This window comes from Dactylosporangium sp. NPDC000244 (assembly GCF_040300725.1).
In the GTDB taxonomy this organism is placed as follows: Bacteria; Actinomycetota; Actinomycetes; order Mycobacteriales; family Micromonosporaceae; genus Dactylosporangium.
Map to the genome: position 1 here is coordinate 17,121 of NZ_JBEPEH010000022.1, position 26,770 is coordinate 43,890.

Sequence of the window (26,770 nt, forward strand, 5' to 3'; positions counted from 1 at the left end):
GTCTGACCTTTCAGCGGCGCTCGGCGGTTTCCGCGGCCCGGCGCAGGAACGCGTTGTACCGGGCCAGCTCGTCCTCCTCGCCGGTCTCCTCAGCGCGGTCGGCGGCCCGGTCGAGGCGTCGCTGCTCGCGCTCGTCGGCACGGATCCAGCGCACGACGAGCAGGAGCAGGATCGCGACCGCGGGGATCTCGCCGAAGCCCCACGCGAGCCCGGCGCCGACCCGCTGGTCGGCGAGCAGGCCGCTCGCCCAGGCCGGGTGCACGGAGGTGTACCAGTCCGCCGCGATCACGGTCCGGGACTGCATGAGCGCGATGCCGAGGAACGCGTGGAACGCCATGCCCGCGAAGTGCACGAGCACCAGGATCGGCGGCGATGTCGTCCGGCGCCCGGGGTCGACGCCGATGAGGACCCAGAAGAACAGGTACCCGCTCAGGACGAAGTGCACGAGCATCGCCAGGTGCCCGACGTGGTACCGCATAAGGAAGCCCAGCAGGTCGCTGAAGTACAACGCGTACAGGCCGATCACGTACTGCGCCAGAGCCACGACGGGATGGGACAGCAGGCGCAGGACCCGGCTGTGCAGCACCAGCAGCAGCCAGTCGCGCGCGCCCCGGACCCGCGGGTCGGCCGGCGGGCGGAGGGTGCGCAGGGCGAGGGTCACCGGGGCGCCGCCGACGAGCAGGATCGGCACGAGCATCGCGAGCACCAGGTGCTGGGCCATGTGCGCGGAGAACAGCACGTAGGCGTAGCGGGCGAACCCCGACACGGTGAACGCGGCGAGCAGGGCCACGCCGCCGAGCCAGCTCGCGGTGCGCGCGACGGGCCAGCGGTGCCCGGCCCGGTACAGGCGCCACACACCGGTCAGGTAGGCGGCCACGGCGAGTACGACCGCCGCCAGAAAGAACCCGTCCAGCAGCGGCGGCCAGAACACCCGCGCGGCCGACAGCGGAGCGGGGGCCGGGAAGCCCAGCAGGTCCGTGACGGGGTCGGTGTCGACCGGGTTCGCCGGCACCGGGGTCGGCGTGCGGGACAGCGCGACGGCGAGCCCGAGCGTGGCGGCGAACAGGATCAGTTCGCCGGTCAGGAGCCGGCGGAGGTTGCCCGGTGGCGTTTTTCGCCGGTGTACCGCCCCGAAGACCCCGGCCGCGACGAGCGCGGCCACCTTGCCGAGCACGAGCAGCCCGTAGCGCGAGTGCCACAGCTCCCCGAGCGCTCCCAGCCGCACCGCCGCGTTCGCGACCCCGCTGACCGCGACGGCGACCCAGCAGCCCAGCGCCAGCCGGCTGTAGCCGCGGACGGTGCCGGCCAGCAGCTTGTCGCCGCGCAGCGTGACGAGCGCGGCGAGGCCGCCGGCCCAGAGCGCGGCGGCGACGATGTGCACGGCCAGGCTCGTGACCGCGAGCTGATGGTTGCCGGCTCCGGCGGAGTGGCCGGTCAGCGCCGGCGGTACCAGGGCCGCACCGGCGACGAGGGCGACGACCGCGGTGCCGGTGCGCGTGAGCACGAGCCGGGCCGCGACCGCCACCGCGGCGGCGAGGACGGCCTGCGCGAGCGCGGACTGCCCCTGCGAGACGGACCAGGCGAGGCTGCGCACCCCGGCGAACGTCACCCGCGACACCGGCTGCCCGAGCAGGTCCGAGAGCGTCAGCGGCAGCAGCGCGAGGGAGGCGACGGCCCAGCCGGCCGCCCACCAGCCCGCGCGGCGCAGCATCCGGTACGCCGCCGGCCCGAGCAGCCGCCCGTCGCCGGGCAGCAGGAAGGCCGCCGTCACCGTGAAGCCGACGGTCGCCACGGCGCACACGTCGGCCGCGGCCCGGGCCAGCGGGAGGCCCCACGCGGTGAGCGCGCCGGGGTCGGGCAGGCCGACGATGGCGCGGCCGGTGATCCCGCCGCCCCAGCGCAGGGCCACGACCAGGGTCGCGAGCAGCGCGGCGAGCCCCACGAAAATGCTTAAACCGCGCTTAATGGTCATATCGGGAAAATGCTCTAGCGTGATGCATCACTGTGTTGGTCGGCGGGACCGCCCGTGAAGTTCCCGCGATCTCCTCGAAAGGGGCCACCCCATGCGCCTGCGCACCGCCGCCGTCGTCCTCGCGGTCGCCGCCGCCGTGTTCGCGGTGCCGTCCGCCGCGTCGGCGCACGTGACCGTGAACCCGAACACCGCGACCCAGGGCGGCTACACGAAGGTGACCTTCCGCGTGCCGAACGAGAAGGACTCCGCGAGCACCGTCAAGCTCGAGGTCGCCATCCCCACCGACAAGCCGATCGCGTCCGTGTCGCTCAAGCCGGTGGCGGGCTGGACCGCGGCCACCGAGACCACGAAGCTCACGACCCCGATCAAGTCCGGCGACGGCGACATCACCGAGGCCGTCTCGAAGATCACGTGGACCGCCGGCCCGGGCGCCGAGATCAGGCCGCACCAGTTCCAGGAGTTCGACGTCTCCCTCGGGCCCCTGCCGGCGACCGATTCGATCGTGTTCAAAGCGCTGCAGTCGTACTCCGACGGCGACGTCGTGCGCTGGATCGACGAGCCCGCCGCGGGCGCCGAGGCCGAGCACCCCGCTCCGGTGCTGAAGCTGTCGAAGGCCGGGGCCCCGGCGACCGCACCGGCGAGCGGGGCCGCCCAGGACGTGAACGCGATCATGACCAGCGGCAGGAGCGCCGGCGATGGCACCGCCATCACCCTTGGCGTCATCGCCCTCGTGCTGGGCCTGGCCGGACTCGTCGCCGGGGTGCTCGCGTATCGCCGCTCGGGCCGCCCCGCCTAGATCGCGGCGGCGCTCACATCGAGATCCCGCCGTCGACGGGCAGCACCGTGCCGGTGATGTACCCGGCCTCGGCCGAGGCCAGGAAGGCGACCGCGGCGCACATCTCGCTCGGCGCTGCGAAGCGGCCCATCGGGATGGCCGCGGCCAGCTGCTGCTTCTTCTCCGGCGGGATCGAGGAGACCATCCGGGTCTCGGCGTTGGGCGACACGGCGTTGACCGTCACGCCGAACGCGGCCAGCTCCTTGGCGGCCGTCTTCGTGAACCCGATGATGCCCGCCTTGGCCGCGGCGTAGTTCGCCTGGCCGATGTTGCCGCGCAGGCCGGTGTACGAGGTGACGTTGACGACCCGCCCGTACTGCTGGGCGCGGAAGTGGGCGACGGCGGCCCGGGTGAGCCGGAACGTGCCGCCCAGGTGCACCGCCAGCACGGCGTCCCAGTCCTCGTCGGTGAGCTTCCACAGCACCTTGTCGCGCAGGATGCCGGCGTTGTTGACCACGATATCGAGCCGGCCGGTGTCGTCGACCGCGCGCTGTACCGCGGCCTGCACGGCCTCGGTGCTGCTCACGTCGGTCGGCACGCCGGCGGCGCCGACCTCGGCCGCGGCCTTGGCGACCTCCTCGGCGTCGTGGTCGAGCAGGTACACGCTGGCGCCCGCGCCCTGCAGGTGACGGGCGATCTCCAGGCCGATGCCGCGGGCGGCGCCGGTCACGATCGTGGTGCGCCCGGTGAAGTCGAAGCTGACGCTCATCGGTCGGTCCTTTCTCGTTGCTGGTCTCGTGACTGATGCGTTCAGAAGCCGAGGTCCCGGCCGATCAGCTCTTTCATGATCTCGTTGGAGCCGGCCCAGATCCGCGTCACCCGCGCGTCGCGCCAGGCGCGGGCGACGCGCTGCTCGGCCATGTACCCGTAGCCGCCGTGCAGCTGGACGCAGTGGTCGAGGATCTCGTTCTGCACCTGGGCGGACCACCACTTGGCCTTCGCGGCGTCGACGGCGGACAGCTCGCCGCGGGAGTGGGCGAGCACGCACTGGTCGACGTAGGCCTGCGTGACGTCCGCCCGCGTGACGAGGTCGGCGAGCAGGAACTTGTTGTGCTGGAAGCTGCCGATCGGGCTGCCGAACGCCCGGCGCTGCCCGGCATAGGCGATGGTCTCCTCGAGGATCTGCCGGGCGTGCGCGATGTTGGCCACCGCCGCGCCGAGCCGCTCCTGCGGCAGCCGCTGCATCATGTGGGCGAAGCCCCGATCGAGCTCGCCGATCATGTTCGCGCCGGGCACGACGACGTCGTCGAAGAACAGCTCGGCGGTGTCGGCCTCGGGCTGGCCGATCTTGTCGAGCTTGTTGCCCACGGTGAAGCCGGGCGTGCCGCGCTCGACGCCGAACAGGGTGATGCCCTTGGCCCTCGAACCGGGCGTGGTGCGCGCGGCGACGACGACCAGGTCGGCCGAGTAGCCGTTGGTGATGAACGTCTTGGACCCGTTGAGCACCCAGTCCTCGCCGCGGGGCTCCGCGCTGGTGCGCAGCGCCGCGAGGTCGGAGCCGGCCGACGGCTCGGTCATGCCGATCGCGGTCACGACCTCGCCGGACGCGACCGCCGGCAGCCACCGGTCGCGCTGCCCCGGCGAGGTGAGCTCGACCAGATACGGCGTGACGACGTCGAAGTGGATGCTCAGCGAGGACGCCAGCGCCATGGCGACCCTGGCCAGCTCCTCGATGAGCACGGCGTTGTACCGGTAGTCGCCGGCGGCCGAGCCCCCGTGCTCCTCGGGGATCTCCAGGCCCAGGTAGCCCTGGGCGCCGGCGGCCCGCCAGAGGTCGCGCGGGATCGCCTTGTCCTGGGCGTAGCGCTCGACGTGCGGCCAGACCTCGCGGCGCAGGAACTGCCGGACCGAGTCGCGGAACGCCTCATGGTCGTCGGTGTACGGGCGGCGCAGCATCAGCCGACCCGCCGCAGCAGCGCCGCGAGCGCCTGGCCGCCGCCGATGCACATGGTGACGACCCCCAGCTCGAGATCGCGGCGGACGAGGTCCCGGGCGACGCGCAGGGTCAGGATCGCGCCGGTCGCGCCGACCGGGTGCCCCAGGGCGATGGCGCCGCCGTACGGGTTCACCGTGTCCGGATCGAGCTTGGCGTCGCGGATGACGGCAACGGCCTGGGACGCGAAGGCCTCGTTGAGCTCGACGGTGCCGATGTCGGAGGGCGCGGTGCCGGTGCGCTCGAAGAGCTTGCGCAGCGCGAGCACCGACGCGTATCCCATGAGCTCGGGCTCCATCGCGGCGGTCACCACGGCCTCGACCGCCACCTTGGCCTCGAGCCCGCGGGCGGCGGCGAGCGACGCCCGGGTGAGCACGACCGCCGCCGCGCCGTCGTTGATGCCCGACGAGTTCCCGGCGGTGACCGTGCCGCCCTCCTGGAAGGCCGGTCGCAGCGCCGCCAGCGCCTCCCGCGTCGTTTCGGGGCGGGGGTGCTCGTCCTCGGACACGACCGTCACGGCCCGGCGGGTGCGCACCTCGACGGGGACGATCTCCTCGGCGAAGGCTGCCCGCGCCGCGGCGGTCCCGGCCCGCTGCTGCGAGCGCAGGGCGAACTCGTCCTGCTCGGCCCGGCCGACCCCGTAGCGGGCGGCGACGTTCTCGGCGGTGACGCCCATGTGGATGTCGTGCACGGGGTCGGTGAGCATCATGAGCGTGCCGTCGACCAGCCGCCGGTCCCCCAGCTTCCAGGAGCCACGGACGCCGAAGTCGTAGAACGGCATCCGGCTCATGCTCTCGTCGCCGCCGGCGAGCGCGATGTCCGCCGAGCCGCAGCGGATCTGCATGGCGGCGGACCAGATCGCCTGCAGCCCCGACCCGCAGAGCCGGTTCACCGTGTACGCCGGAACGGCGGCCGGCAGCCCGGCGGCGAGGGCGACGCGCCGGGCGTTGAAGGCGTCGCCGCCGACCTGGCCGATGCAGCCCATCACGACCTCGTCGATGTCCGCCCCGTCGACGCCGCTGCGCTGCAGTGCGGCGCGGGCGGCGATCGCGCCGAGCTCGTGCGCCGGGACGTCCCGCAATGCGCCGCCGAAGTCGCCGATCGGGGTCCGCGCCCCGTCCAGCACCACGATCTTGTCGTCGGTCATGTTCCGCTCCAAACTAAGCGATCGCTTAGAAAGTCCTGGTGAACAGGTAACATGCAGACCCGGGCGCGCGTCAATGGACTGTGGAGGATCTCGCAATGACCCGTGGCACCACCGGCAACGCCCGCGGCGAGCTGGCCCGCGCCCGGCTGCTGGACGCCGCGCTGCAGGCCTTCGCCCGCCGCGGCTTCCACGGCACCGGGACGCGCGACATCGCCGAGGCGGCGGGGATGAGCCCGGCCGCGGTCTACGTGCACTACCGCACCAAGGAGGAGCTGCTCTTCGAGCTCTCGCTGGCCGGGCACCGCCAGGTCCGGCAGGTGATGGACGAGGCCCTGACCGGGAGCTCGGCCGAGGCCGGATCGGCGGACCCGGCCCGGCGGTTGCGCGACGTGGTCCGGGCGTTCACCTCGTGGCACGCCCGCGCCCAGATCCACGCGCGCGTGGTGCAGTACGAGATGGCGGCGCTCGGCCCGCAGCACGCGGCCGAGATCGCCGGGCTGCGGCGCGAGATCGAGTCGCTCATGCGCCGGCTGGTGACCGACGGGCGCGACGCCGGCGTGTTCGGGGTGGCGAACCCGCACATGGCCGCGCTCGCCATCCTGTCGCTGGGCATCGACGTGGCGCGCTGGTATCGGCCCGACGGGGGGTGGGGCCCCGACGAGATCGGCGCGCAGTACGGGGACCTGGCGCTGGACCTGGTCCGCTGGACACGAACCGACCGGCCGCCCGGCTGACTGACCCTCCTACACACCGCCGCCGAGGGTGAGGCCGCCGTCGACGGTCAGGGTGTGGCCCGTGATCCAGGCCGCGTCGCCGGAGAGCAGGAAGCTCACGGCCCCGGCGATGTCCTCGGGGGCGCCGAGGCGCTTGAGCGGGTAGTTGCGCACCACCTGCTCCTCCTGGCCCTCGAAGAGCGCGGTGGCGAAGCGGGTCTTGACGACCGCCGGTGCGACGGCGTTGACCCGGATGGCCGGGCCGAGCTCGTGGGCGAGCTCCTCGGTGAGGTGGATCAGGGCGGCCTTCGACGCCCCGTACATCGCGATGTTGGGGGCGGCGCGCAGCCCGGCCACCGAGGCGACGTTCACGACCGCGCCGCCGTTGGCCCCCATCCAGGCCGCGTGGACCTTCTTCACCCACTCCAGCGCGGCGATCACGTTGACCCCGAAGATCTTGGCGCTGGCGGCCGGGTCGAGGTCGAGCAGCGATCCGTATGCCGGGTTGATGCCGGTGTTGTTGACCAGGTAGTCGATGCGGCCGTACCGCTCCAGGGCGGTGGCGACGACCTCCTCCTGGCAGGCCGGGTCGTCGGCGCCGCCGGCGACGAAGGCGGCGTTGTCCGGGCCGAGCTTCTCCACGGCCGCGGCGAGCGCGTCGGGCTTGCGTGCGGTGATGACGACCCTCGCCCCCTCCGCGACGAGCCGCTCGGCGACCGCCAGGCCGATGCCGCGGCTGGCGCCGGTAACGATCGCTGCCTTGCCCGCGTGCGTTGCGCTCATGACTGCCTCTCCTGACCCGTGGGTCACTTCAGTGCTGCGTTGGGGACTCGCGCTTGAGCTCGGCGCGCGCGATGGTGCGCCGGTGCACGGCGTCGGGGCCGTCGACGATGCGCAGGACCCGCGCCCAGGCGTAGAAGTAGGCGAGCGGGAAGTCGTCGCTCACCCCCGCGGCGCCGAAGACCTCGATCGCGCGGTCGATGACGGCCGTCGCGACCGCGGGCGCCGCGACCTTGATGCCGGCGATCTCCGAGCGGGCGCCGCTGGCACCGTGCTTGTCGATGAGCCACGCGGTGCGCTGGACGTACAGGCGGACCTGGTCGATCTCGATGCGGGACTTCGCGAGCAGCTCCTGCACCACGCCCTGGTCGGCCAGGGTGGTGCCGAACGCGACCCGCTGCTTGGAGCGGCGCACCATCAGCGCCAGGGCACGCTCGGCCATGCCGATCGCGCGCATCGCGTGGTGGATGCGGCCGGGGCCGAGCCGCGCCTGGGAGATCAGGAAGCCGTCGCCCTCCTCGGCCAGCCGGTTGGCGACGGGGACGCGGACGTCGGTGAAGGCGAGCTCGGAGTGGCCGTGCTGGTCCTGGTAGCCGAAGATCGGCAGGTGGCGCACGATCTCCAGGCCGGGCGTGTCGCGGGGGACGAGCACCATCGACTGCTGCCGGTGGGTGGCCGCCTGCGGATCGGTCTTGCCCATGACGATGAAGATCTTGCAGCGCTCGTCCGCCACGCCGGTGATCCACCACTTGCGGCCGTTGATGACGTACTCGTCCCCGTCACGCACGATCGACAGCTCGATGTTGGTGGCGTCGGAGGAGGCGACCTGCGGCTCGGTCATCGCGAACGCCGAGCGGATCTCGCCCGCCAGCAGCGGCTCGAGCCACTGCTGGCGCTGCTGCTCGGTGGCGAAGAGCTCGAGCGTCTCCATGTTGCCGGTGTCGGGCGCCTGGCAGTTGATCGCCTCCGGCGCGATCACCGGCGACCACCCGGTGATCTCGGCCACCGAGGCGTACTCCAGGTTCGTCATGCCGCTGAGCTTGGGCAGGAAGAGGTTCCACAGCCCCCGCCGGCGGGCCGAGGCCTTGAGCCGCTCCATGACCGGCGGGTTGGAGTGCTCGCCGTGCTCGCGCAGGTGCTCGTGCCACTCCCGCTCGGCCGGCAGGATCTCCTCGTTCATGAAGTCCCACATGCGCTCGCACGCGTCGCCGGCCTTGGCCGACAGCTCGAAGTCCATCACGGCTTCCCTTCGTCGAGGATGGCGAGTCCGCGGCTCGCGATGCGTTCGATCTCGGCGTCGAGATCGCCGAACTCCTGCCCGGCCATCTGGCCGCCGGCGGTGCGCGCGGCGATCCCCTGGGCGATTCCGGCGAACTTGAAGTGCGCGAACGCGACGTACCAGTGCAGCTGGGCCAGGTCCCGGCCGGAGGCGCGCCCGTAGCGCTCGGCGACGTAGGCGCGGCCGGGGAAGCCCGGCTCCGCGGTCAGGCCCGGTGTCAGGCTGAGCCGGGGCTCGCCGCTCTCCACCCAGTAGAACAGCGTCATGCCCAGGTCGGCGAGCGGGTCGCCGAGGGTCGAGAGCTCCCAGTCCAGCACGGCGTTGACCCGCGACGGGTCCGCCGCGTCGAAGATGCAGTTGTCGAGCCGGTAGTCGCCGTGGACGATCGCGGCGCGCGCCGGCTCAAGCCACTCGTGCCCGGCCAGCCGCGCGGCGAGCGCGTCTACGGCCACGACATCGTGCGTCTTGGCCGACTCCCACTGCCTGGTCCAGGTGCGCACCTGCCGGGCCACGAACTGCTGCGGCCGCCCGTAGTCACCGAGCCCGACCGCCTCGGGCTCGACCTCGTGGAGCACGGCGAGGGTGTCGACGAGCGCGTCGGCGGCGGCGAGCCGCTCGGCCGCGGTGGGGACGAACCCCTCCAGCGCGGCGTCGGTCATCACGACACCCGGCACCTTCTCCATCACATAGAAGGGCACCTCGAGCAGGTCGGGCTCGCGTTGCTCGAGGACGATCGCCGCCACCGGCACGCCGGTCGCGGCCAGCGCCCGCTGCACCCGCGCCTCGCGGCCCATGTCGTGGGCGCGCGGGAGCAGCCGGCCCGTCGGAGGCCGGCGCAGGATCAGCGAGCCGGCCCCGCTGGTGAGCTCGAAGGTGAGGTTGGACTTGCCGCCGGTGATGAGCCGCGCCTCGAGGCGGGTCCACCGCTCGTCGCCGGTAGCGTCCGCGAGGAGCGGCCCCAGTCGGCCCGGGCGGATCAGATCGGTGACGTCCACGGCAGCACTATAGAACGATCGCTCGGTGCTGGCTATTGGTTCTTCTGGTAAACACGGGTGTGGGATTGCTCGCTGTTCAGATATCCTGAACACATGGCTGTCACGCTGGGAACCCGGATGCGGGCGGCACGACAACGCCGCGGGCTGTCGGTGCGCGCGCTGGCGGACCGGCTCGGCGTCAGCGCGGCGACGATCAGCGCGATCGAGAACGACCGGACCGGGGTCTCGGTGCGGCGGCTGCTCCAGCTCGCCGCGGCGCTGGACGTGTCCGCCGGGTTCCTGCTGCACAACGCTCCTGCCTCCCAGCCGCCCGAGGACCCGAAGGCCTGGCGGGTCTTCGGGCCGGCGGACGTCGACCCGGTGCTGGCCGCCGCGATCGAGGAGTTCGTCCGCGCCGGCTATCACGGCACGACCATGCGCACGATCGCGGCCCGGGCCGGGATGAGCATCCCCGGCATCTATCACCACTACGAGAGCAAGCAGGCGCTTCTGGTACGCATCCTGGATCTCACGATGGACGAGATCGACTGGCGCATCCGGGAGGCCACCGCCGATGCCGACGGCCCCCTGGAGCGCCTGGCGCGGCTCGTCGAGGCGCTCGCGCTCTTCCACACGTCCCGGCCCGAGCTGGCATTCATCGGGGCCAGCGAGATGCGCAGCATCGACGAGCCCGACCGCGGTCGCGTCGCGGCACGGCGGGCCGCGGTGCAGCACCGGATCGACCAGGAGATCACCCACGCCGTCGAGCGCGGCGACGCGCACACCGCCATGCCGCTGGAGACCGGGCGAGCCATCGCCACGATGTGCACCTCGCTGCCGCAGTGGTTCGACCCCGCCGGCCCGACGAGCCCGGCCGAGATCGCCCGCGAATACGCCGGCCTGGCGCTGCGGATGATCGGGGCCGAGGCCGTCTGACCGGGCGCGGCGGGCGCAGCTTGACGTGCTCGCACGGCCAGCGCCTGGGCGACGGCCGACCGGTACTCGCCGACCAGCGCCCGCTCCGTCCGGCGCACCGCGCCGACGCCGAACGGGCCGAACGGCGTCCAGCGCAGGACGGCGAACACCGGGACGAACCAGGCGCCAAGCTCGAGCTTGCGCCGCCGCCCGAGCGCGCGCAGCACCGGCGGGTGCAGGCGGAACGACATCCGCGCGCCGGCGCCGAACTCCGCGGTCACGGCGGCGCGCACGGACGGACTCGACGTCGCGTGCGAAGCGCTCCGCGAACCGCGGCCCCTCGTAGGCGACCAGCTCCGCGCTCAGGCGGTCCACCACCTCACGCAGCCCCGACCCCTCCGCGGCGCGCACGAGCGCGGCGCCGGCGGGCGGCCGCGAGCCTGGCGCGGGCGGACGGGCCGGCATCGCGGCCGCGCGGATCCGCGACCGCCTGCCGGCCGCCGCGGAACGTCTGGATGTTCGCCTCGACGCGCACGCCGTTGAGCGTGAGCGCCGCCTCGACCGCGGCCGGGTCGAGCGGGATCGCCCCGGCCCGCACCGCGACCCCGACGAGCAGGATGTTCGCGAACTGGTCGTCGCCGAGCAGGGCCGTGGAGGCCTCGCGGGCGTCCAGCGTCACGTGGTGGCCCTACCGGGTCGGCGCGAGGGTGCATGCGACGAGGTCGTCAACGTCGGGGAAGCTCGCCGAGGCGTCGGTGACCATGGCGCCGGAGGGCGTCCGGGAGGTCGACAGCACGGCGATGGTCCGCCGGCGGTCGGCGACCCCGAGGTTGCGCTCGTCGGCCGCCACCAGCAGGTCGCAGCCGGTGCAGAGGTCGCACTCCCCCGGGGCGACCTTGTTCGCGCCGGCGAGCGGCGTACGCGAGAAGCGCAGGTCCGACACGACGGCGCCGCCCTTCTGCGCCATGCCCATCTGGTCGAGACTGAACGCCCGCGCGGCGGGGTCGGGCGCGGGCCCGCGCTTGCGCTTGCGGCGCAGCTCGGTCGCGCACTGCCAGTCGTGGACGATGACGGTTACGTCGTGGACGGCGGCCAGCTCCCGCTGCACCGCGACGAGCTGGTCGCGGTGGCGCACCGACGCGCCCCGGGGCAGGCGGCGGCGCCGGTAGCGCTTCGGATCGGCGGTCGTGACGACGACGGCCCGCACACCCTCGGCGAGCAGCTCGGCGCCGGGCGTTCTCGGGCCGCCACGAGCCCGGTGCGTGACTACGCGGCCATCAGATGGGCCGCGCTGACGGTGACGAGACCGGCGCCGAACAGCGCGATGCCGCTCGCGGCGAGGATCGGGGCCAGGCGGCCGGCGCGGCGCAGGGCCGCGACCGAGCGGGCGTTGCGCGTGACGAGCGAGGTGCCGGCCACGGCGAGCGCGCCGACGGCGAAGAGCACGACGGCCATGCCGATGCCGAACGTGAGCACCAGCAGCAGCCCGAAGCCGGCGCGGCCGAGAAAGAGCCCGGTCGCCAGCACGAGGAACGCGGACGGCGACGGGGTCAGGCCGCCGGAGATGCCGAGCAGGACCAGGCCCGGGCGTTTGCCGTGGTCGTGGTCGTGGTCATGACTGTGCCCGTGATCGTGGTCGTGACTGTGCCCGTGGTCGTGACCATGGCCGTGGTGGTGCGCACGGGCGTGGCGCAGGTGGCGGCGGAGCATCCAGAGGCCGGTGGCCAGGACGAGCACGCCCGCGGCGACCTGCAGCCACGTGGTGAGCCGCTCCATGCCGATCACGCCGGACAGCGACAGGAAGGTCCAGGCCACACCGATCACGAGGACCGAGACGGTGTGCATGGCCGCGACCGAGCCGCCGAGCCAGGCCGCGTCGCGGATGCGGCCGCGCGAGCCCGCCAGGTAGGCCGCGGCGAGCGTCTTGCCGTGCCCGGGGGCGACGGCATGCCCGGCGCCGGCGAGGAAGGCGAGCAGGAACGCGAGCGGGGCGATGCCGGGCGCGTGGATCAGATCCTGCAGCCGGTCGGACAGGTCGGGCACGGCGGTCCAGTCTTCCGGCGGCCGGTGATCATCAGGGGTCGCCCGGATGAACTCTTCACCGGCCCGGGTCAGGCCGGGACCGGCTCGGGGGCGGGCGCCGCGGGGGTGGCGCGGCGGGCGCGACCGAAGCCCCAGACGACCAGGGCCGCAGCCACGGCGGTCAGGGTGAGGCCGGCGACGGTGACGGCCTCGCGGAACTCCGCCGTCTGGTGGGCCGTCCAGCCCGTGGTGGCGATGTCGCCGGTGAACAGCGCGGCGAGGATCGTGCCGGTCACCGCGATGCCCGCGCCCGAGGTGACTTCGACGGCGACGCGGCACTGCTGGCGGCGTTGTTCATCGCGGGGTACGCCACCGTGCTGGTCGAGACCGCGCGCCGCCTGATCGCCGGGGCCGGGCGGGGCGACCTGGCCAACGAGCACCGGGCGCGCTTCGAGCGGCTGTTCGCCACCCTCCGCCACGGGTTTGCTTCAACAGACTGTTGACAAACAGATTGTTGAAGGCCACGCTGGGCGGATGCACGAAGAGCAGGAGGCGCAGCGGCGGCTGACCGAGCGCGGCGGGCGGGACCTGCCGCGACTGCCGTGGCTCGCCGACGGGCAGCCGCACGACGCCCACACGCTGATCCGGCAGGCGCTGTGGCGGGCGAACACCGACCGCGACGCGCTGGAGCTGCCCGAGGACCTGCTCGCCGCCATCACCCTGCTCGCCGCGGCCCGGGCCGAGCTCGACCAGCTCGAGGCCGGCCTGCTCTTCGTCGCCCGCGCCGAGGGGCTCACCTGGACGCAGATCGCGCGCCCGCTCGGGCTGCGCACCGCGCAGGCGGCGCAGCAGCGGCACGAGCGCGTCCTCGGCCGGCTCGCCCCGTGAGCATCGTCGCGCTCGCCGACGCCGGACCGGAGTGCGGCGGCAAGGCCCACGCCCTCGGCCGGCTGCTGCGGGCCGGGTTCCCGGTGCCGGACGGGTTCGTGGTCGTCGGGCCGGTCGACGCCGGGGCGATCGCGTCGCGCCTCGGCGACAGGCCCGTCGCGGTGCGCTCCTCGGGGCTCGCCGAGGACTCGGCGGGGGCTTCGTTCGCCGGGCAGTACGACACCATGCTGAACGTCCCGAGGGACGACGTCGCGGCCGTCGTCGAGCGCTGCGCCGCCGGCACCGAGCGGGCGCGCGACTACGGGCGCCACCTCGGGATCGCCGCGCGGCCGGTCCCCGTGCTGGTGCAGGAGATGGTCGACGCCGACACCGCCGGGGTGCTGTTCACCCGCGACCCCCGCGACGGCCGGGACACCGTGGTCATCGAGGCGGCCCGGGGCCTCGGAGACGCCCTCGTCTCCGGGCGCGTCCAGCCCGACGACGACTGCCTCTCTCCCGCCGAGCGCGAACGGCTCGCCGCCCTGGGCCGCCGATGCGCGGACTTCTTCGGCGGGCCACAGGACGTCGAGTGGGCGATCGCGGACGGCCGCGCCTGGGTGCTGCAGTCGCGCCCGATCACCACGCTGGGCGCCAGCGCGGGCCGGGCGAGCGGGCCGGTGCGCATCGTGCGCTCGGTGGACGACTTCGGCCGCGTCCGGCGCGGGGACGTGCTGGTGTGCCGGACCACCGACCCGGCCTGGACCCCGCTGTTCCGCGTCGTGGCCGCGGTCGTCACCGAGACCGGCGGGGTGCTGTGCCACGCGGCGATCGTGGCCCGCGAGTTCGGTATTCCCGCCGTCGTGGGCGTGGGCCCGTCGATTCGCCGATTCGCCGACGGTACTGTCGTGACGGTCGACGGCGCCGCGGGCACCATCACCGAGGAGCGGGCATGATGCTGGTGCTGCACGCCGTGCGCCTGAAGGGATTCGCCGACACCGCGGCCGTCGCGGCCCGGTTCGGCCTCGACCCCGGCCGCACCGAGGAAGACCTGCTCGACGCCGAGGCCTTCGGCCACGTGTCCCAGTCCGCGTTCGCCGGCCTGAGCGGCTGGTCGCTCACCGAGCGCGGGCGCCGGCACAACGAGGCCCAGCTGCGCGACGAGCTCGACGGGGCGGGCGCCCGCGCCGCCGTCGACGCCGTCCACGACCGCTTCGTGCCGCTCAACGCGCGCGCGAACGCGGCGTTCACCGCCTGGCAGCTCGAAACCGACCGGAGCACGGACACGTTCCACGCGCTCGCCGGGGAGCTGCGCGGCCTCGAGCGCGACCTGACCGCGCGCCTGGATCGGTTCGCGGGCTACCACGAGCGGTTCGCCACGGCGCTGGGCCGCTCGGCCGCCGACCCGGCCTGGATCACCGGCGTCGAGGTGGACTCGTGCCACCGCGTGTGGTTCGAGCTGCACGAGGACCTCGTCGCCACGCTCGGCATCACGCGCTGACTAGAATCGCCCGGTGCGCATCGGAGTTCTGCTGTTCCCCGCCGACCCCTGGCCGCAGACCGTCGCCCGGGCGCGGCATCTGGAGTCGCTGGGCTACGCGCATCTGTGGACCTACGATCACCTTTCCTGGCGGCGGTACCGTGACGAGCCCTGGCACGCGACGGTCCCCTGGCTGACCGGGCTCGCCGCGGCCACCTCCCGCGTCCGGCTCGGCACGATGGTGACGTCGCCGAACTTCCGCCACCCGGTGACGCTCGCCAAGGACGCGATGACCCTCGACCACATCAGCGAGGGGCGGCTCACGCTCGGCGTCGGCGCGGGCGGCACCGGCTTCGACGCGACCGTCCTCGGCGGCGAGGCGCCGGAGCCGAAGGAGCGCACCGCGCGGTTCGTCGAGTTCACGGAGGTGCTCGACGCCGTGCTGCGCGAGCCCGCCCACAGCCACCGCGGCCAGCACTACACCGCCGACGAGGCCCGCACCTACCCCGGCTGCGTCCAGCGTCCCCGCGTGCCGCTCGCCATCGCCGCCGCCGGCCCCCGGGCGCTCGATCTGGCCGCCCGCGTCGGCGAGGGCTGGATCACGTACGGCGAGCCGAACGCCGCCGACCAGTCCGCGGCCGCGACCGAGGCGGCCGTGCGCCGGCAGGCCGCGATCCTCAACGAGCGGCTGGCCGCGCACGGCCGCCCGGCCGGGGCGATCGAGCGCTACTTCCTCGTCGGCAACACGGCGGAGCGCCCCCTGGCGAGCGTCGACGCGTTCGAGGACTTCGTCGGCCGCTACGAGCGGCTCGGCTTCACCGACATCGTCTTCCACGACCCGCGCCCGGGCGACCCGGTCTTCACCGAGGACCCGAAGGTCGTCGACGCCATCGCCGAGCGCTGCTGCTGACCGCACCAGGAGAGGACGTCCGATGCCCGCCACCTCCGGGACCGGCGACCACGCGACCGGACGGGTCGCCCTCGTCACCGGCGCCAGCCGCCCCCACGGCCTCGGGATGGCCGTCGCCCGCGAGCTCGCCACGAACGGCTTCCATGCCGTGCTGGCCGGCCGCGACCCCGGCCAGACCCGGCTGCGGGCGGAGGAGCTGTCGGCCGAGGGCCTGACGGCCACCGCGGTCCACATCGACCTGAGCGATCCCGCCACCGTCGCCGCGGCCGCGGCGCGCCTCGATGCCGAGTTCGGCCGCCTCGACGCGCTGGTGCACAACGCCTCGCTGATGCCCGACTGGGAAACCTCCAGCCTGCTGGAGGCCGACGCCGGCCGGGTGCGGGCCGCCTTCGAGGTGTGCGTCTTCGGCCCGTGGTCGCTCACGCAGGCCTGCCTGCCACTGCTGCTGGCGGCGCCGGCGGCCCGGATCGTCACCGTGTCCAGCGGCGCCGCGATGCAGGTCCGCGCCGGCGCCGCGATGCCCCGCCCCGTCGGCGCGCCCGGCTACTCGATGGCCAAGTTCACCGCGGACGCCCTGACCGCGTCGCTCGCCGTCGAGCTGCGCGACGCCGGAATCCTGGTCAACGCCGTCGACCCGGGGCGGTTCGCCAGCCATCCGGAGCTGGGCGACGACAACGACGGGCGGCCGACGGCCGAGAGCGCGCGCTGGGTGGCGTGGGCGGCCATGCTGCCGGAGGGCGGCCCCACCGGCATGCTCCTGGAGGACGGCGAGCCGGTATAACTCGATTTATCATATAGGTTTAGCAGACTTTCGGTTACCGTGTCCGGATGAACTCGTACGACGTCGTGGTGGTGGGCGGCGGGGCGATGGGCTCGGCGACCGCGTGGCAGCTGGCCCGCCGGGGCGCCGGCGTGGTGCTGCTGGAGCAGTACGCGGCCGGGCACGCCAACGGCGCGTCGCACGGCGCCTCCCGCATCTTCCGGCTGTCGTACCCGGATGCGGCGTACGTCGCGCTCGCCCGGGAGGCGGTGGGGCGGTGGCGGGAGCTCGAGGACGCTACCGGCGCGCACCTGCTGACCACCACCGGCGGCGTGGACCAGGGCACACCGCCGGAGCTGGCCGCCGGGTACGCCGCCGCGGGCGTCCCGCACGAGTCGCTGGAGCCCCGGGCGGCCGCCGAGCGCTGGCCCGGCATCCGGTTCGAGACACGCGCGCTGTACTTCCCGGACAGCGGCCGCCTGCACGCCGACCGCGCGGTCGCGGCGCTCCAGGACGATGCGGCCGCGCGCGGCGCCGTCGTGCGGCACTCGGCGAGGGTGACCGCGATCGAGGTCCTCGGCGAGGACAAGGTGCTCGTGCACACCGAGGGCGAGACGTACTCCGCCCGCCGGGTCGTGGCCGCGGTGAGCGCCTGGGCCGCCAAGCTCGTCGGCGGGCTGGTCCCGCTGCCGCCGCTGCGCGTGACGCAGGAGCAGCCCGCCCACTTCGCCGCCCGCGTCCCCGAGGCGGACTGGCCGAGCTTCGGCCACCGCTTCGCCGTGCCCGGGCGCTTCTACGGCGGCATCTACGGACTGGCCACGCCGGGCGAGGGGATCAAGGTCGGCTTCCACGGCGTCGGGCCCGAGGTCGACCCGGACCGCCGTGACTTCACGCCGGAGCCGGGGCAGCTGGCGGCGCTGCGGGAGTACGCCCGCCAGTGGCTGCCCGGCGTCGACCCCGACGTGTTCGCGCCCATCAGCTGCACCTACACCACGACGCCGGACTCGGACTTCGTCCTGGACCGCCACGGCCCGGTCGTGGTCGCGACCGGCTTCTCCGGGCACGGCTTCAAGTTCACGCCCGCGATCGGCCGGGTCCTGGCCGACCTCGCCCTGGACGGCCCGCGCCCGGACCGCCGCTTCGCCTCGACCCGCTGACCGGAGCTGCCGTTCACCGTGCTGCGGAGTCCCTCGACCTCCTCAGCCCGAGCTTGTCGCGAGCCGACAGGGCGCTGAGCAGCGTGTCGTCGATGATCTCGCGCTGGGCGTCGCTGCCTCCGAGCCGCACCCACTCGCCTGTGCGGCGGGAGATCAGCTCGACGGTCAGCGCGTAGTCCCCGTCCAGGTAGGCGATCAGCGCGCGCACGAGCACCGCGACGAGGTCGAAGGCCGGCTCGGTGCGGGCGGTGGCGTACCGGCGCAGGGCCGCCAGCCCGTCGAGGTCACCGGCGGCGGCCAGCGCGAGGGCGGCGTGGCAGCCGATGAACGCGGTCCGGGGCTCGCGCAGCAGCTCGCCGGGCACGGCGCCGAGCACCGCCTCGATCGGCACCGGCGACGGCGGGGCGCCGAGCACCTGGCACCGCCACAGCAGCGACGCGGAGTCGACGAGCGCCCGCACGCCGCTGACCGCCCGCGGCGACAGCGGTCCCCGCAGGCGGGCCGCCACCTCGTTCCAGCGCTCGAGGGCCACCTCGTGCAGTGCCGCGTGCCAGGAGTAGTGCGCGCCCTGGAACGCGTCGCGGCCCGGGCCCGCGATCCAGCCGTCGAGCCACTCGAGGCCGGCCCGGTGCTCGCCCGTCTCGTAGTACACGTGGCTGCGGGCGTGCGCGGCGTGCCCCCCGGCCGGGTCGGCGGCGAGTGCCTGGTCGGCGAGGTCGGCGCTCTGGGCCCACCGGTGCTGCTCCTGCCGGACGAACGCGAGGAGGCCGAGGTACCACCAGTCCTCGCCGTACACCGGAGCCAGCCGCTCGACGATGGCCCAGGCGTGCTGCGGCACCTGGGTGGCGCCGCCGAACGCGATCGTCGGGACGCACGCGTTGACGACGAGGGCGTCGCGGGGGAACTCGTCGATGTGCGCGAGCAGCCCGGCCGGGTCGCCGTCCCGGACGCGGGCGGCGACGGCCTGCAGCAGGCTGCCGGTGCGGGCGTCGATGCGCGCCTGGGCGGCCCGTTCGGCCTCGGCCAGGGCGGCGCCGGCGTCGGCGCCGATGACCCCCTCGACGGCCAGCAGCGCCCGGACGGTGTGCGCGAGCGCGAACGACGGGTCCTCCGCCGTCGCCGCGTCCAGGGCCTCCTCCGCGCCCCGCTGGACGCGCAGCACCCGCCGCACGGCGTCGTCGAAGTGCTCGGCGGCCCGCTCGGTGGCGAGAACCGGCAGCCCGTACTGGTCGCGGCGGACCCGGCGGGCGGGGGCGCGGCGCGGTGACGGGGTGTCGCCCAGCCGCTCGGCGAGGGCGAGCGCCTGGGCCCGGATCTCCGGCACCGCGGTGGTCTCCAGCAGCTGGCCCCGGCGCGTGCTGCCGAGGGTCCACAGGCCCGGGACCCGGTTGCCGTAGGCGTCGCGCAGCTGCCCGTCGTCGGTGGTGGCCCAGCCGATCCCGAGGGTGCCGCTGGTGACGTAGCCCTCGGCGAACAGCTGCTGGATCAGCGGGTTCGTCGAGCCGGCGAGGTCGGGGTCGGGGCCGGTGGTGTTGACGACCCAGGTGCCGGGGTCGGCGCTGGCGATGGCGACCGACGGGTGCTCGGTCGTGATCGCGAGCCGGCCCTCGGCCCGCAGCGCGGCGATCGCGTCGGCGACGTCGGGCGCCATGCGGTGCCGGGCGTTGTCCCAGCGGCGCAGGTCCCGGCGCAGGAACTCGCGCCGCTCGGCCACGGGCAGCCCGGCCCAGATCGCCTGGGTGTGGGGGCGCATGCCGTCGATCGCGGGGCGCCAGTCGCCGCTCGCCGCGACCGACTCGCGAACGCGGCGGTGCATCAGCCGCCGCAGCTGCTTGACGGTGGCGGGGAACTCGGTCTCCACCAGCGGCATCGGCGGGCGGACCTCGCGCGTGTGGGCGAAGGGCAGCACGCCGTTGCGGGACGTCGCGGTGATCGGGCGCCGGGTCCGGGCCGAGAGCGACACGGCGACGTCGACCGCGGTCAGCCCGGTGCCGACGATGAGGACGGGGTCGTCGGGGCCGACGCCGTCGAGCGCGCCGGGCCGCCACGGGTCGGCGACGAAGCGGGGCTGCACGCGCAGGCGGCGCGGTACCCACGCCTGGGCGGGCGGCTCGATGCCGATGGCGAGCACGACCTCGGTCGCGACCACCGGGGCGGCCCCGTCGATGGTGATCGTCCACCCGTCGGGATGGCGGTGCACGCCGTTGGCCCCGCCGCGGATCAGGCGCACGTCCGCGTGGTCACCGGCGGCCGCCTCGGCGGTGAGCGCGGCGAGGTAGGCGCCGAACGCGGCGCGGGGCGCGAAGTCGTCGCCGGTCAGGCCGTCCCACCCGTTGGCGGCGAGCCAGCGGGTGAAGTGGCCGGGTTCGCCGGGCCACGCGCTCATCGCCGAGGCCCGGACGTTGAGCAGGTGGGCCGGGTCCGGCGTGCGGTAGGCGGTGCCGCTGCCGAAGTCCCCCGGGCCGCGGTCGATCAGCGCGACCCGGAGCCGGGCGGCCGCGAGCCGCGAGAGGTGCGCGAGGACCAGCGCGCCCGCCGCTCCCCCGCCGACGATCGCCACGTCGACATCACTCACGTCCTACCCACCCTCGACACATGACGCATCTTCCATATCGGCTTAGTATCCTATTACCCTCACCCGATCTTCAACGCTACCGCCGCGCCGTCGCTAGGCGCGCCCGCGCGTCCATGCGCGCGGGGCGCGCCAGTGCCGGACCATGGCCACGACGCGGAACCCGAACACGAAGACCGCGGCGGCCGGGGCGGCGACGGTCAGCGGCCAGTGCAGCTTGTACGCCACGGTGACCACGGCCGCGCCGACCATCGCCGGGATGGAGTACAGGTCCGTGTCGTACTTGACCACGGCCGGCGTCTCGCGCGCGATGACGTCGCGCAGCAGCCCGCCGCCGACGCCGGTCGTGACGCCCAGGACCGCGGACTGCACCGGGCCGAGGCCGTGGGCGAGCGCCTTGAGCGTGCCGGTGACGCAGAACAGGCCCAGCCCGGCCGCGTCGAACAGGAGCACCCCGAAGTTGAGCCGCTCGACGACCGGGTGGGCGAAGAACGCGACGGTCGCGGCGGCGAGGGGGATGAGGAGGTACCAGGCGTTGCGGAACGCGCCGGGCGGGGTGTCGCCGATGACGAGGTCGCGCACCACCCCGCCGCCGAGCGCGGTGACCTCGGCCAGGATGAGGATGCCGACGGCGTCGAAGCCCTTCTGGATCGCGACCAGCGCACCGGAGATCGCGAACACGAAGATGCCGGTGAACTCGAGAACGCCCAGCGCGGTGTGACTCGACATCGCACCAGTGTCGCGCGGCGCCCGCCGGCACACGGGCGCCGCGCCAGCACTGCGTTACAGGCCGCCGGCTATCGCACGGGGCCGGCCCCGCTCGCCGGTTCGACGGGCAGCCACAGTTCGCAGGTCGCGGTGCTGAAGTCCTCCGCGCGGTCGAGGACCGCGACGATCGACGGGCCCGGCCGCAGACGCCACGGGTTGGACGGGAACCACTCGGTTGCGGTCGCGGCCCACGTCTCCTGCAGAGCCTGCGGGTAGGGCCCCGCGGTGCGGAAGACCGCCCACCTGCCCGCCGCCACCTCGATGGCGTGGAGGTCGTCAGGGGCCTGCGTGTCCCGGGAGACAGCGACCCCGTGCAGGTAGGTGAGTGGACTGCCCTCCGTGGCGTCGGGGTCGAGGTCGTCGCTGACCTGCAGCAGGCCCGCCGGCTCGGTGTCGCTGAGAGCCTTCAGCCGGACATGCTCCTCCTGCGGCAGTGCGGTGATGAGGTGCTGGATGTGTGGGTTGACGCCCTGGTGGATCAGCGGAACCCGGGCCGCGTGTCCGACGAGCCGGAACGCGGGCCGGTCGACGATGCGGGTGTCCATGGGGATGCTCCCTTCGACGGTCAGGCGGAACCTGATCTGTGGTTGTGTGCGAAGAGGGCCTCCGTCACGGCGTACGTCACCAGGACCGGCGCCGTGGACCGCGCGGAACGCACGCCCGAACGCCTCGGTCGAGCCGTATCCGTGACGGACCGCGATGCTCAGCAGATCGTCCTCACCCCGCACGACGGCCGCAGCCGCAACGGTCATGCGGCGCCGGCGCACGTACTCCGACAACGGCATGCCGGCCAACGACGAGAACATCCGGCGCAGGTGGTACTCGGTCGTGCCGAACGCCCTGGCCAGTCCGCTGACGTCGAGCTCCTCCGCGAGATGCTCCTCGACAAGGTCGACGAGCCGGTTGAGTGCCGAGATCACGAGGCCCTCCTTTCACCGTCAACCCTGGCCGAACGCACCCCGCCCGCGCCCGACCAATGTGGCCCGATCCGATCATGTGCATCGGTATGGCACCCCGACGCTCCGAACATGTCGCACTGGCCGGCGGGCTAGATGTCCTTGCGGCCGGCGAGATCGCGTTCGCGCCTGCCGGCTCCGGCTGGCACGTCGTCGAGGTCACCAACCAGTCGACCGGATACTGTCCCGACCCGGACTCGTGGCCGGCCGTCGGCGAGGCCCTGGACCGCATCGGCGTGCGACATCCAGGCGACTTCACCGACAAGGTCACGTTTCGACGGTGCCCGTCCTGCGGCGAGCGCAACCTCGTGCGGGACGACGACTTCACCTGCGCCCAGTGCGACGGTGCCCTGCCTGCGCACTGGAACTTCGCGCGGCGCTAGGTGGTACAACGTCGCACGTGGGTTTCTTCGGCACCTTCGTGCTCGCCCGGTCCGACATGCTGCTGCCGCATGTGCCTGGGATGCGGTCCGCGTTCGGTAGCCGGTTTGTGGCTGTGCACCGGTACGGCGGCGGCTGGCAACTCGCGCACCTGAACACGCCGATGTATCACGAGTGGCCGACCATTCACGGCGGGCCCCGCGCGCCTGGCCGCCGTCACCGGCGCACCCGCGCTGGCGGTGGAGATCAAAGAGAGTTACTGCCTGCAGTACGGCGGTGCGACCCCCGACGGATCTACGTGGCTGGCCCACTTCGCCAACACGGCCGAGCGAACCGGCCCCACGTTCCGTGACCTCGCCGCGGCCAGAGGGCTCGTTGTGCCGCCCCGCCCGGCAACGCAACGATGCGCCTTTGATCACCATGAAGAGTGCACCGTGCCCTTGCCCAACGGCACCGAGGTGCCGGACGACGACCCGGCCGGTCTGGCCGGCAGCCTGTCTGGCTGGGCCGCGGCCGCCGGCCTGCCCACCCCGGCACACCGCATCACCGAAGCGATCGGCACACACACCGACGACCAGGCCGTATGGTGGCTGCTCGATGCCCTCGGACTAGATCTGGTGGAGACAGTCGACCCGCTCTTCGCCTTCCGCGAACCGGACTGGTCGGACGCGTGGCGCATCGGAGATCACGCCAGCACGAGGGTCCTCCGAGCCTGGAACGCCCAACGGCAAGCTCGCAAGCTGCCCTCCTACGACCAGCCGCTACCGGGCGCGGACGAATTCGTGCGGTTTCTCGACCTGGTGGCATCGTCGATGTTCGGCGGCGGCCTCACGAAGGAAGAGCTCCGCATCGAGGCCGCACGGCTGCTGGAGACCTACCCCGAGCCCTGAACCGCCACCGCACCGTCACTGACCTGGCTGACTGTTGTAGGCAACCACGGAGCGCGGTCAATGTAACGCGTTTTCAGGAAGTTCCCAGCTTTGCCAGCCCGCTGACCACAGCGTTCGGTGGTTTCGTTTCAAGAGCGCGGACATGCACGGTGATCGCGCTCCGCATGAACCGAGAAAGGAGGGAAGCCATGCCAGTCTCTCGCGAGATGTGGCGAACGGTCCGTTACGCCCTAGGAAGCAATAGCCGGACCGTCCGCCTTTGCGTGATCGTCATCGTCGTAGTTGTTACCTACGGCGTGATCGGTCATCACTAGGATTGAACGCTAGCGGGTTTTGCTGAGAAAGAGCTGACAGGCGGCTAGAGCGTCTCTGGCCGCCTGTTGTGCGCCCTGCGCCAACCGCTACATGCCGATCTTGGCTTCCGCTCGCCGCTGTCCGCTCGTTCCTGGCGCAATGCAGGAGATCTGCGCGCCATCGCTGTCGCCGCGGAACCCCGATTGACGCTGTTCACGCACATCGGCGGGCCGATGACGCGGTAGCGTGCGCCGGTGGATTGGGACGCGTTCGAGACGGCATGGCACGACAGCGGATGCCGCACCCTGACCGACCTCGCCGTGGCGCATCCGGGTGAGCAGCTGTACGCCGTGGCCTTCCATCTCTTCTACAGCGACGGCAGCAACATCTTCCCGCCGGCCCTGGCCGCCAACACCGAGGCGGCGGTGAACCAGCTGCACGGGTACTCGACGCGGTTCGCCCCGCCGGAGTGGCGGTGGGACGTCCTGGACGCCGCGAGCGATGCGATGCGGCCGTGGTACCAGCGCCTCACCGAGGAATTCTTCACGCCCGCCGCCAGCGACGCCGAAAACGACGCGGCGTTGGACGCGCACGACGCCGCCATGGCGCGAGTCTGCAAGGCGATGACCGCGACCGCTCGCCAGGGCCGCATCCACAGCTCGCTCCCGCCCGGCTTCCTCGTCGTCATCCTCGAGGGCCAGCGGTGCGACGAGGAGGCCGACCTGATCCGCGCGAGCGTCGAGCCCCAGGTGCTCACGACCGTCCCCGAACTGACCGACTACTTGCGCGAGATCGAGGAGGCGTGACCGGACGGTCATCTGTCCTGGGCTGACCGGAATGCGGGGAACGTCGCCGGCGGTGGGGTTGTGGCGTCCGGCCAGCGGGCGGCCATCGCCGAGGCCAGCCGGCCGAACCAGTCCGCCATAGCCGGCAGCGTCGCGGCCCGCTCAGCGAGCCGGGTGAACACCCCGATCTGTTGCACCAGCTGCGCTCGGCGGCGCCAGCGGGTGCTCGCGGGCTGTCCGGCGGCGGCCAGCAGCGGCAGCCGCTGCACCCGAACGGCTAGGGCCGCCGCGGCACCGACCGCGAGCGCCTGGTCAAGGCGAACGAGGACGTCACCGGGCAGTTCGCGGCGATAGGCACGCTCGGCCTCGGTCACCACGCTGTCGGGCAGCGTCGCCCAATGGGTGCTGTAGGTGGGGAACGGGAAGTGCAGGAACGACGCGTCGAAGCCGAGATGTCCGAAGATCGCGCCTTCGAAGTCCACGATCCGCACGCCGTGCGGCGTCACCAGTGCGTTGCCGGGATTGAGGTCGGTGTGCGTCAGGGCCGCGAACGGGCCGGCGTCGGCGATTCGATCCTGGACGAACGCGGCGTCGCCGGCCGCGGCGCGCGCGTGCGGCAGGCCCAGCTCGGCGCACGCGACCTCCACGTCCTGCCACCTGTCCACGCCGGGCCAGGGCAGTCCGGGGCCGGCATCCGCCTGCGGCGCGCCGAGATCAGCGAGCGCCTGCCGGTACCGCTCACCCGCAGTGCGAGTGCCGGCGTGCAGCCGCCCGACGGCCGTGCCGAACTCCACGACGGCTCGCGTGGCGGCGTCCGCATCGGCGCCGAGGAGGACGGCTTCCAGTGTCGGCCAGTCCCCCAGATCGGTGGTGACCACGACACCCGCCGCCTGGTCGGAGGCGATCAGCCGCGCGGTGACGCCGACGGGCGCGGCCGTCCGCAACGCTGCCTCCTCGCGTCGCAGGTGGGCGGGGCCGCCGTGACCGGCCCCGTCCACGCGGCGGGTCTTGACCACCACGGTCCGGCCGGTGCCGGGCAGGTCGCGGTCGAACGTCAGCCGCGTCACCGGAGCCCAGTCGTGCCCGAGCGACTCCTCCGCCACCAGTGAGACGGACCCGCCATGCAAGGGGCGCAACAGCGCGAGGACCGTGTCGCGCCGGCGCGCGGTCAGGGAGTAACGCGCGACTGCTCCAGCAGCGCGACGCCCTCAGCCCACTCGATTCGGTACTCCTTTGTCTGGTGCAGTCCGCGGGCCGCGTCGATCGGCCGGCCTTGCTTGCCGCGCGCCGCGATGCCGGGATCAGCGCCTCGATCCAGCAGGTGCCGCAGGACGTGCAAGGCGGTCGCCTGCTGCTCGGCCGTCCACGGTGTGGTGCCGGTGGCCGCCGCGTACCACAGCGCGGTGCGTCCGGTGCTGTCGACCGCGTTGAGTGGGCAGCCGGCCTCCAGGAGCCTGTCGATGATCTCCACTCGGGCTTCGCCAGAGCCGACTCGGCCGCGGGCCACCTCATGCAGCGGCGTGCCCTGGAATGTCGTGAGGGCCCGGGCGTCCGCGCTGGCGGCCAGCAGCACCGCGACGACCTCGGAAGCCGCCACCCCCGCGGCGAGATGCAACGGTGTGTACATCCGGTAGTTGCCGGCGTCCACGGCGTCGCCCTCGGCTATCAACCGAGCTACCTTCTGCGCATCGCCCGCCTGGGCGGCGATGTGCAGCGGCCCCTCCCGCAGCGCGTCCATGCCCCGCACCCAACGACTATAGATTGCATGTGACGGGCGATCTGCCGAGATCGGCGCGCGTCGTAGTGCCCACGACCTCCAAAAGGGCCTATGTCAGGGACTTCATCGCCTTGTCCAGCGTGCCGAAGATGACGTCCGAGCCGCCGTCCCAGTGTGGTGCCGGATCGGGCTGGCCCGGGGCCGGCGCCCACAGCCACCAGATGTTCGCCCACGGGTCGAGCATCCGGCCGAGCGTCGACTCTCCGTAGAACGGGGTCGGCTCGGTGACGACGGTGGCGTCGTGAACGACGGCCCGCCGCAGCACCGTGACGACGTCGCGCACCCACACCTGCAGCAGACCGGGGCGCGACGGCCAGCCCTCGAGCCGGTCGGCGACCATCAGATCGACGGTGCCGAGGCGAAGCTGGGCGTGGATCAGCTTGCCGTCGGGCATTGGGGTTCTCGCCTCGGCGGCCTCCTCGACGCCGAAGACGTCGGACACGAAGCCGACGAAACCGGCCGCGTCGTCCACGATCACGAACGGGTTGAGCACGGCGCCGGCGGTCGGGACCGACTGCGGCGGAAGCAGGATCTCCATGCGGGGAAGTCTCGCGGCGGATCCGGTCAGGTTCTGGCCGCCGCGGGCCGCGAATTTCATGTTAACCT

29 protein-coding genes and 1 pseudogene are annotated in these 26,770 nt (G+C 73.4%); 12 read left to right on the forward strand and 18 right to left on the reverse strand.

What is annotated here, in order from left to right:
• Positions 1 to 10 precede the first annotated feature (10 nt).
• Complete coding sequence (locus tag ABT369_RS29440) at positions 11 to 1,942, reverse strand: bifunctional copper resistance protein CopD/cytochrome c oxidase assembly protein (protein WP_350616782.1); 1,932 nt, start codon at positions 1,940 to 1,942, stop codon at positions 11 to 13.
• A gap of 121 nt (positions 1,943 to 2,063) precedes the next feature.
• On the opposite strand from ABT369_RS29440, the gene ABT369_RS29445 reads away from it, so the two are divergent.
• The gene (locus tag ABT369_RS29445) at positions 2,064 to 2,768 is read left to right on the forward strand and encodes a YcnI family protein (protein WP_350616783.1); all 705 of its coding nucleotides are present in this window, start codon (positions 2,064 to 2,066) and stop codon (positions 2,766 to 2,768) included.
• 13 nt (positions 2,769 to 2,781) lie between these two features.
• Here ABT369_RS29445 and ABT369_RS29450 read toward each other — a convergent pair whose 3' ends face one another.
• Genes ABT369_RS29450 through ABT369_RS29460 form a run of 3 tightly spaced genes read right to left on the reverse strand, consistent with a single transcriptional unit; the run spans position 2,782 to position 5,887 of the window.
• Positions 2,782 to 3,516: an SDR family oxidoreductase gene (locus ABT369_RS29450; RefSeq protein WP_350616784.1), complete on the reverse strand. Its 735-nt coding sequence runs from the start codon at positions 3,514 to 3,516 to the stop codon at positions 2,782 to 2,784.
• Between the two features lie 41 nt (positions 3,517 to 3,557).
• On the reverse strand, positions 3,558 to 4,703 hold the full coding sequence (locus ABT369_RS29455) for an acyl-CoA dehydrogenase family protein (RefSeq protein WP_350616785.1): 1,146 nt from the start codon (positions 4,701 to 4,703) through the stop codon (positions 3,558 to 3,560).
• Positions 4,703 to 5,887 carry a thiolase family protein gene (locus ABT369_RS29460; protein WP_350616787.1) on the reverse strand — a complete coding sequence of 395 codons (1,185 nt, stop codon included), beginning with the start codon at positions 5,885 to 5,887 and terminating at the stop codon, positions 4,703 to 4,705. The genes ABT369_RS29455 and ABT369_RS29460 overlap by 1 nt, the downstream gene beginning before the upstream one ends.
• A gap of 95 nt (positions 5,888 to 5,982) precedes the next feature.
• Between ABT369_RS29460 and ABT369_RS29465 the strand changes: the two genes are divergently transcribed.
• Positions 5,983 to 6,621 carry a TetR/AcrR family transcriptional regulator gene (locus ABT369_RS29465; protein ID WP_350616788.1) on the forward strand — a complete coding sequence of 213 codons (639 nt, stop codon included), beginning with the start codon at positions 5,983 to 5,985 and terminating at the stop codon, positions 6,619 to 6,621.
• Positions 6,622 to 6,630: 9 nt separating this feature from the next.
• Here ABT369_RS29465 and ABT369_RS29470 read toward each other — a convergent pair whose 3' ends face one another.
• Genes ABT369_RS29470 through ABT369_RS29480 form a run of 3 tightly spaced genes read right to left on the reverse strand, consistent with a single transcriptional unit; the run spans position 6,631 to position 9,654 of the window.
• On the reverse strand, positions 6,631 to 7,383 hold the full coding sequence (locus ABT369_RS29470) for an SDR family oxidoreductase (RefSeq protein WP_350616789.1): 753 nt from the start codon (positions 7,381 to 7,383) through the stop codon (positions 6,631 to 6,633).
• A gap of 28 nt (positions 7,384 to 7,411) precedes the next feature.
• Positions 7,412 to 8,617: an acyl-CoA dehydrogenase family protein gene (locus tag ABT369_RS29475; RefSeq protein WP_350616790.1), complete on the reverse strand. Its 1,206-nt coding sequence runs from the start codon at positions 8,615 to 8,617 to the stop codon at positions 7,412 to 7,414.
• On the reverse strand, positions 8,617 to 9,654 hold the full coding sequence (locus ABT369_RS29480) for a phosphotransferase family protein (protein WP_350616792.1): 1,038 nt from the start codon (positions 9,652 to 9,654) through the stop codon (positions 8,617 to 8,619). The genes ABT369_RS29475 and ABT369_RS29480 overlap by 1 nt, the downstream gene beginning before the upstream one ends.
• Before the next feature lie 93 nt (positions 9,655 to 9,747).
• Here ABT369_RS29480 and ABT369_RS29485 point away from each other — a divergent pair, with 93 nt between their 5' ends.
• Positions 9,748 to 10,569 carry a TetR-type transcription factor C-terminal domain-containing protein gene (locus ABT369_RS29485; RefSeq protein ID WP_350616794.1) on the forward strand — a complete coding sequence of 274 codons (822 nt, stop codon included), beginning with the start codon at positions 9,748 to 9,750 and terminating at the stop codon, positions 10,567 to 10,569.
• An 8-nt stretch (positions 10,570 to 10,577) separates the two neighbouring features.
• Here ABT369_RS29485 and ABT369_RS29490 read toward each other — a convergent pair.
• The 5 genes and pseudogenes from ABT369_RS29490 to ABT369_RS29510 form a co-directional block, all read right to left on the reverse strand.
• Positions 10,578 to 10,799: pseudogene (locus ABT369_RS29490) on the reverse strand (DUF6537 domain-containing protein); the annotation flags it as partial.
• A gap of 128 nt (positions 10,800 to 10,927) precedes the next feature.
• A complete protein-coding gene (locus ABT369_RS29495) occupies positions 10,928 to 11,227 on the reverse strand; it encodes a hypothetical protein (protein WP_350616795.1) in 300 nt (99 codons plus the stop codon).
• Positions 11,228 to 11,236: 9 nt separating this feature from the next.
• Positions 11,237 to 11,755, reverse strand: a complete 519-nt coding sequence (locus ABT369_RS29500) for a hypothetical protein (RefSeq protein WP_350616797.1) — start codon at positions 11,753 to 11,755, stop codon at positions 11,237 to 11,239.
• A gap of 59 nt (positions 11,756 to 11,814) precedes the next feature.
• Positions 11,815 to 12,591, reverse strand: a complete 777-nt coding sequence (locus ABT369_RS29505) for a HoxN/HupN/NixA family nickel/cobalt transporter (RefSeq protein WP_350616799.1) — start codon at positions 12,589 to 12,591, stop codon at positions 11,815 to 11,817.
• Positions 12,592 to 12,659: 68 nt separating this feature from the next.
• Positions 12,660 to 13,049 carry a hypothetical protein gene (locus ABT369_RS29510; protein ID WP_350616801.1) on the reverse strand — a complete coding sequence of 130 codons (390 nt, stop codon included), beginning with the start codon at positions 13,047 to 13,049 and terminating at the stop codon, positions 12,660 to 12,662.
• Positions 13,050 to 13,104: 55 nt separating this feature from the next.
• Here ABT369_RS29510 and ABT369_RS29515 point away from each other — a divergent pair, with 55 nt between their 5' ends.
• Genes ABT369_RS29515 through ABT369_RS29540 form a run of 6 tightly spaced genes read left to right on the forward strand, consistent with a single transcriptional unit; the run spans position 13,105 to position 17,741 of the window.
• Positions 13,105 to 13,458 (forward strand): DNA-binding protein, encoded by a 354-nt coding sequence (locus tag ABT369_RS29515; protein WP_350616802.1) that lies wholly within the window; start codon positions 13,105 to 13,107, stop codon positions 13,456 to 13,458.
• Positions 13,455 to 14,390, forward strand: a complete 936-nt coding sequence (locus tag ABT369_RS29520; protein WP_350616804.1) for a PEP/pyruvate-binding domain-containing protein — start codon at positions 13,455 to 13,457, stop codon at positions 14,388 to 14,390. The genes ABT369_RS29515 and ABT369_RS29520 overlap by 4 nt, the downstream gene beginning before the upstream one ends.
• Positions 14,387 to 14,935 carry a transcriptional regulator gene (locus tag ABT369_RS29525; RefSeq protein ID WP_350616805.1) on the forward strand — a complete coding sequence of 183 codons (549 nt, stop codon included), beginning with the start codon at positions 14,387 to 14,389 and terminating at the stop codon, positions 14,933 to 14,935. The genes ABT369_RS29520 and ABT369_RS29525 overlap by 4 nt, the downstream gene beginning before the upstream one ends.
• A gap of 13 nt (positions 14,936 to 14,948) precedes the next feature.
• Positions 14,949 to 15,824, forward strand: a complete 876-nt coding sequence (locus tag ABT369_RS29530; RefSeq protein WP_350616807.1) for an LLM class flavin-dependent oxidoreductase — start codon at positions 14,949 to 14,951, stop codon at positions 15,822 to 15,824.
• Positions 15,825 to 15,846: 22 nt separating this feature from the next.
• The gene (locus ABT369_RS29535) at positions 15,847 to 16,605 is read left to right on the forward strand and encodes an SDR family NAD(P)-dependent oxidoreductase (RefSeq protein WP_350616809.1); all 759 of its coding nucleotides are present in this window, start codon (positions 15,847 to 15,849) and stop codon (positions 16,603 to 16,605) included.
• Positions 16,606 to 16,652: 47 nt separating this feature from the next.
• The gene (locus ABT369_RS29540; protein WP_350616811.1) at positions 16,653 to 17,741 is read left to right on the forward strand and encodes an FAD-dependent oxidoreductase; all 1,089 of its coding nucleotides are present in this window, start codon (positions 16,653 to 16,655) and stop codon (positions 17,739 to 17,741) included.
• A gap of 13 nt (positions 17,742 to 17,754) precedes the next feature.
• Here the strand turns inward: ABT369_RS29540 and ABT369_RS29545 are convergent, their stop codons facing one another.
• From ABT369_RS29545 to ABT369_RS29555, 3 genes are all read right to left on the reverse strand, one after another.
• Positions 17,755 to 20,316, reverse strand: a complete 2,562-nt coding sequence (locus ABT369_RS29545) for an FAD/NAD(P)-binding protein (protein WP_350616812.1) — start codon at positions 20,314 to 20,316, stop codon at positions 17,755 to 17,757.
• 93 nt (positions 20,317 to 20,409) lie between these two features.
• A complete protein-coding gene (locus ABT369_RS29550) occupies positions 20,410 to 21,042 on the reverse strand; it encodes a trimeric intracellular cation channel family protein (RefSeq protein ID WP_350616814.1) in 633 nt (210 codons plus the stop codon).
• 68 nt (positions 21,043 to 21,110) lie between these two features.
• A complete protein-coding gene (locus ABT369_RS29555; RefSeq protein ID WP_350616816.1) occupies positions 21,111 to 22,001 on the reverse strand; it encodes an AraC family transcriptional regulator in 891 nt (296 codons plus the stop codon).
• 86 nt (positions 22,002 to 22,087) lie between these two features.
• Here ABT369_RS29555 and ABT369_RS29560 point away from each other — a divergent pair, with 86 nt between their 5' ends.
• The 3 genes from ABT369_RS29560 to ABT369_RS29570 all read left to right on the forward strand — a co-directional run bounded on the left by ABT369_RS29560 (position 22,088) and on the right by ABT369_RS29570 (position 24,408).
• The gene (locus ABT369_RS29560; protein WP_350616818.1) at positions 22,088 to 22,420 is read left to right on the forward strand and encodes a hypothetical protein; all 333 of its coding nucleotides are present in this window, start codon (positions 22,088 to 22,090) and stop codon (positions 22,418 to 22,420) included.
• Positions 22,421 to 22,657: 237 nt separating this feature from the next.
• The gene (locus tag ABT369_RS29565; RefSeq protein ID WP_350616819.1) at positions 22,658 to 23,308 is read left to right on the forward strand and encodes a hypothetical protein; all 651 of its coding nucleotides are present in this window, start codon (positions 22,658 to 22,660) and stop codon (positions 23,306 to 23,308) included.
• Positions 23,309 to 23,856: 548 nt separating this feature from the next.
• Positions 23,857 to 24,408, forward strand: coding sequence for a DUF4303 domain-containing protein (locus ABT369_RS29570; protein WP_350616821.1), 552 nt, complete (start codon positions 23,857 to 23,859; stop codon positions 24,406 to 24,408).
• An 8-nt stretch (positions 24,409 to 24,416) separates the two neighbouring features.
• Here the strand turns inward: ABT369_RS29570 and ABT369_RS29575 are convergent, their stop codons facing one another.
• From ABT369_RS29575 to ABT369_RS29585, 3 genes are all read right to left on the reverse strand, one after another.
• The gene (locus tag ABT369_RS29575) at positions 24,417 to 25,490 is read right to left on the reverse strand and encodes a hypothetical protein (protein ID WP_350616823.1); all 1,074 of its coding nucleotides are present in this window, start codon (positions 25,488 to 25,490) and stop codon (positions 24,417 to 24,419) included.
• Positions 25,491 to 25,555: 65 nt separating this feature from the next.
• Positions 25,556 to 26,125 (reverse strand): ankyrin repeat domain-containing protein, encoded by a 570-nt coding sequence (locus ABT369_RS29580; RefSeq protein ID WP_350616824.1) that lies wholly within the window; start codon positions 26,123 to 26,125, stop codon positions 25,556 to 25,558.
• A gap of 88 nt (positions 26,126 to 26,213) precedes the next feature.
• The gene (locus tag ABT369_RS29585) at positions 26,214 to 26,762 is read right to left on the reverse strand and encodes a VOC family protein (RefSeq protein WP_350616826.1); all 549 of its coding nucleotides are present in this window, start codon (positions 26,760 to 26,762) and stop codon (positions 26,214 to 26,216) included.
• Positions 26,763 to 26,770: the final 8 nt, after the last annotated feature.